General features: G+C 45.6%; 6 protein-coding genes. 2 read left to right on the top strand and 4 right to left on the bottom strand.

The genetic code is table 11. The features are described 5' to 3' along the window. Both F7C14_RS04645 and F7C14_RS04640 read left to right on the top strand, forming a co-directional pair. On the top strand, positions 1 to 721 hold a 721-nt coding region (locus F7C14_RS04645), incomplete at its 5' end, for an NAD(P)/FAD-dependent oxidoreductase (protein ID WP_367114335.1). Continuing rightward, positions 718 to 1,848: a formate--phosphoribosylaminoimidazolecarboxamide ligase family protein gene (locus F7C14_RS04640; protein ID WP_290900323.1), complete on the top strand. Its 1,131-nt coding sequence runs from the start codon at positions 718 to 720 to the stop codon at positions 1,846 to 1,848. The genes F7C14_RS04645 and F7C14_RS04640, both read left to right, overlap by 4 nt. Here the strand turns inward: F7C14_RS04640 and F7C14_RS04635 are convergent. The 4 genes from F7C14_RS04635 to F7C14_RS04620 all read right to left on the bottom strand — a co-directional run. Continuing rightward, positions 1,841 to 2,485: a helix-turn-helix domain-containing protein gene (locus F7C14_RS04635; protein WP_290900320.1), complete on the bottom strand. Its 645-nt coding sequence runs from the start codon at positions 2,483 to 2,485 to the stop codon at positions 1,841 to 1,843. The two genes, F7C14_RS04640 and F7C14_RS04635, sit on opposite strands and share 8 nt — an antisense overlap. A gap of 69 nt (positions 2,486 to 2,554) precedes the next feature. Then, positions 2,555 to 2,800: a hypothetical protein gene (locus tag F7C14_RS04630; RefSeq protein ID WP_290900318.1), complete on the bottom strand. Its 246-nt coding sequence runs from the start codon at positions 2,798 to 2,800 to the stop codon at positions 2,555 to 2,557. Then, positions 2,801 to 3,304 carry a hypothetical protein gene (locus tag F7C14_RS04625; protein ID WP_290900316.1) on the bottom strand — a complete coding sequence of 168 codons (504 nt, stop codon included), beginning with the start codon at positions 3,302 to 3,304 and terminating at the stop codon, positions 2,801 to 2,803. 34 nt (positions 3,305 to 3,338) lie between these two features. Further along, a partial coding sequence (locus tag F7C14_RS04620; RefSeq protein WP_290900314.1) for a beta-propeller domain-containing protein occupies positions 3,339 to 4,574 on the bottom strand: 1,236 nt, incomplete at its 5' end.

Genomic DNA, 4,574 nt, shown 5'->3' with positions numbered 1-4,574 from the left:
TGAAAAGGCTATAGATGTTGGCGTGAGGGTGGAAGTGCCTGCAAGCATAATGGAGGAGATAACCTCGATAATTTACGATCCGAAGCTCAGAGTCGTGACGAAAAAGCACGACGACTACATGAGGACCTTCTGCACTTGCCCGAAAGGCTGGGTGATAAGAGAGGACTACGGAGAGTTCTGCTTGGTTAACGGGCACAGCAAAGCTAACGAGAAAACGAATAACACGAACTTCGCCCTCCTTGGACATTACCGCTTTACCGAGCCTTTCGAATTTCCCAACGACTGGGGGAGAGATTTAGCTAAGATAACGACGAAGCTCGGCGGGGGAAATCCGATAGTTCAAAGGCTTAAAGACCTCAGACTTGGAAGAAGGAGCACAGAAACGAGGATAAAGAACAACCGTCTCGTCCAGCCAACCTTGAAAACGGCGGTGCCGGGGGACATAAGCTTAGCCTACCCCGGCAGAGTTGTGGACGACATAATAGATGCTTTGGAGCAGCTCGACAAGGTAATTCCCGGAGTGGCTGACGATTCCACTTTGCTCTACGCTCCGGAGATAAAGTTCTACTCCTTGAAACTTAACGTCAACTCGGAGATGGAGACGAACATAAGCGGAGTTTATGCAATAGGAGACGGAGCTGGAATTAGCAGAGGCATAGTTGGAGCGGCTGTAACCGGATTGATCGCTGCCGAAAGCATTCTGAGGAGGGTGGGAGAGTGATAAGCGAGAAGGCTAAGAAGATAGCGGAAAGCTACGACAGCGTTTCCATAGGAATTTTTGGATCTCATTCGGCAAAAGAAATAGGCATGGCCGCGAAATCCTTTGGATTCAAGACTGTCATCGTCGTTCAGAAGGGTAGGGACAAGCTCTATACAAAATACAACCGCCACCTCTACGATGAGGTGATAGTTCTGGAGAGATTTAAGGATATGCTCAACGAAGAAGTTCAGGAAAAGCTGATAGAAGAAAACGTGATCATCATTCCAAACAGAAGCTTCGCGGTCTACGTCGGCTACGACGGAATCGAGAACGAGTTTAAGGTCCCGATCTACGGGAACAGGTATTTGCTTCGAGCCGAAGAGAGGGATAATCCGAAGGGACAGTATTACCTGCTTGAGAAAGCCGGAATAAGGTTTCCGAAGAAGTTCGAGTCGCCGGAGGAGATAGACAGGCTTGTTGTCGTGAAAGTGCAACAGGCTAAGAATCCGCTGGAGAGAGCTTTCTTCTACGCCTCTTCTCCGGAAGATTACTACAAACAAGCTGAAGAGCTTATAAAAGAGGGAGTTATAAACGAAGAAGGGTTAAAAAAGGCGAGGATAGAGGAGTACGTTCTCGGAGCGAGATTCAACGCGAATTTCCACAGCTACGCTTTGAAAGATGTCTTCGGCGACTTCGACTTCGTTGGATTTTCTGATAGGAGGCAGGTTAATTTGCAGGGATTTTTGAATTTGCCGGCTAAAGATCAGCTCAAGATAAATGTTCCTGTAAAGAATGAAGAAATAGGACACTTCGGCGTTACGATGAGGGAAAGCAAGCAGGAGATGGTCTACGAGGCTGGAGAGAAATTCATAAGAGCATGCGAGGAGGAGTATCCGCCGGGAATCATAGGACTGTTCGGTTTGCAGGGAGCTGTAGCTTACTCCCCAGAAGACGATACAAAGCTTGAATTCGTCGTTTTCGACGTCTCGTTGAGGGTTCCCGGAGATCCGGCTATAGGCCCGACCTCTCCGGAAATGAGAAATTTATCGCTAAAACATGGAGTTAGAATTGAGGATCCTCTCGATTTGACTATGATGGAAATTAAAAAAGCCTGGCAGCTTGGAAGGTTGGGCGAAGTAGTTACCTGAACTTTCTTGCGGTGTAAGCAATTAGGATCACTCCGACGAAGATCAAAGCTAAGCCAAGGTAGAAGTGAAAGTCAATTCCGACGAGCGGCTTTGCCGCCTCTGTTACTGCCGGAACTTTCTTCGCAATTTCAGGTTGAGGAGTTGGTGGAGTGGGAGAGGGAATTGCCGCTGGAGTCGGCGTTTTCGTTGGAGCTGGAAGAGGAGTTGGAGCTTTAGCTGGAGTTGGCATTGGAGCTTTTTCCGGCAGGGGAGTAGGAACTTTCTTCACCGCCACTTCGAAAGCCTTTTCGACTTTGTATGCTTTAAATCTAAGCAGTTCGTAAACGCCAACGAGCATCGACGCTAAGGCGGCGAAAATTGAGAGTATAAGCTTTAAGGGAACCTCTTCCGGATAAAGGATTCTTCTGCCTTCTGATGTGAGTTCGTAGTATTTCCACTTTCTCCCCTCTTCAACTCGCCTTACCAAACCAGCCTCAAGAAGCTTGTTTAAATGCTCCTTGACCGTCGCCTTTGAAAGGTTCAAAGCCCTCGATAACTCGCTCAGAGTCATTCTCCTCTCGTCAAGCTTTTTCAGTATCTCCATTCGTGTTTCCGAAGAAAGGAGAAAAAGAACCTTCCTGTCAAGAACGATCCTCACGCTTAGTCTTTCTTGGGACTAAATATAAAAGATTTGGAAACGTTAGTTTTTATAATTTTTTCCTAAAATTTACAGCTCCTTCCTTCCTTTCCGAAACTTCTCGTAGAGGAGGAGAGCGTATCCGTAGAAGAAGACGAGAATTCCAGCCGATTTCAAATCCGGAGAAATCCAGAGAATTAAACCTACTATTGCTAAATCCCTCACTCTCCTTCTTGCATTTTCGTCGAGGTCTCTTGTTGGTAAGAACGCGAGGAGCATCCAGAGTACAAAGAGCAGCAAAACTACGACAAAACCCTCAATGAAACTCTCGTTCATTCACGTCACCGCCACATTTATCTCATAAGCACTTCCGTTGTAGACCACGCATTTGCCGTAGTAGCTGCCAAGAATCTTTACACCCTCTCGGTTTATTTTTAAAATCGCCTTTCCCTTTCTCTCAGCATTTTTTACGGCTTTTTCAAGCACGGGAATTTTCGACAGACTTTCTTCAGTTATTGGAACGCATTTTTCTTGATTTTCGATTTTTCTAACGTGTAAAAATGCGGCTTGTTCATGCATTAAAGCGAAGCCGAGGTATAGCGTGAACGTGAAAACGGAAACGAGGAAAGTCGCGAGGGTGAAAGGAATAAAAAATCTCAAATTCTTCAACTTTTTCACCGCTTTGCTGTACATCGCCGAGAAAAGCAAGCTTACGAGGAGAGCGATGAATAAAAATGTCGGGAATCCTCTCATCTCTTCGAAAGAGTTGAGGATCGCGAAAATCAAAAATCCCGAAGTAACTCCGAGAATTAAAGTCGAAAGTGCGTGTTTAAGTTTCATGCTATCATCTTTAAAAATATTGTAGTTTAAAAAATTACTCAAATTCGAACTCCCTCACTTTTTCCCAGCTGTTTTCGTCGAAAACGACGATTTTGTCTCCCACGATGTAGAGGTAGTCGTCTATGTAGATCGCTCTGACTGCAAAAGCCTCGACGGCTTTTATCAACTTCAACTTATTTCCTTCGTAGCTGAAAACGTAGCCGTTTTTTCCAGCCGGAAGGAAGAAAACCTTGTGCTTGCTGTCCAGCAAAAATGCGTGGTGGTTGCTTAAGACTTCGCTCCAGCTCTCTTTGAGCACGAACTTATCCACTTCTTCGGGATTTTCAGCATCGCTAACGTCGAAGAGGGAAATTTTCACGTATCCTTCTTCTCTCCCTATTCCGAGTATTAAATGATCGGTGATCGGATGGAGATACGATGAGAATCCCGGAATTTTCAGTTCCCCTTTTATCTCCGGCTTTCTCGGATCGCTTAAGTCGATTACAAAGAAGGGGTCGATCTGCCTGAACGTCACGATGTAGCCTCTGTCAGCTATAAATCTGACCGCATAAATTCTCTCCGTCTTTCCGAAGCCTGTTATCGAGCCTACGATGTTCAAGCTTTCATCTAAAACGTAGAGGTCGTTCTCGTCTCCGAAAGTCGTTGCGACTCTTAAATAACCCTTATATTCGTCCATCGAGAACTGGTTGAGCAACCTTCCCGGCACTTCTCCTACAGCAACTGGCTCAAGCTCTAAGGAAATCTTAACTATTTCAGTCCTCTCGAACTCTCTCTTCTTCTCTTCTCTGAATTTTTCAAGCCTGTTCCACATCTCCTTCTCGAACTTCAGTCTTTCGTCTTCGTCGAGGGAATAAATATAGCTGTCGATTATCTGCCGAATTTCCACCGATTTTGCCCTGTTGCTGATGTCGTAGCTTTTTAACTTCTCGATTCTCTCGATAACCTCCCTTGGAAAGAGGTCTTCGTTGCTTTTCACGAACTCGAACATGATCTCAGCCGGATCTTTCGCTTTGACGTAGCTGACGTAAATGGCTTTTTTCGACATGTAAATGACGGAGCTGTAAGAACCGAGAACGGATGTTCTGTCAATGATCGTCCCGTTCTCCAGATTTATTTTGAGGATCGTGTAAGTAACTTCAGCTGGAATGGGTTCGATGGGGTGGTAGATGTCGACGCATCTCACAACAACTTTTTCATCTTTTACCTCCGCCACCTCTATCGGACACGGCTTGTAAACGCTTACTGGACTTCTCAGGATGACGTAAAGCTG

Source organism: Ferroglobus sp. (assembly GCF_015521575.1).
Classification (GTDB): Archaea; Halobacteriota; Archaeoglobi; order Archaeoglobales; family Archaeoglobaceae; genus Ferroglobus.
The sequence above is the reverse complement of the archived record's forward strand: the minus strand, read 5'-3'. Positions and strand labels throughout refer to the sequence as shown.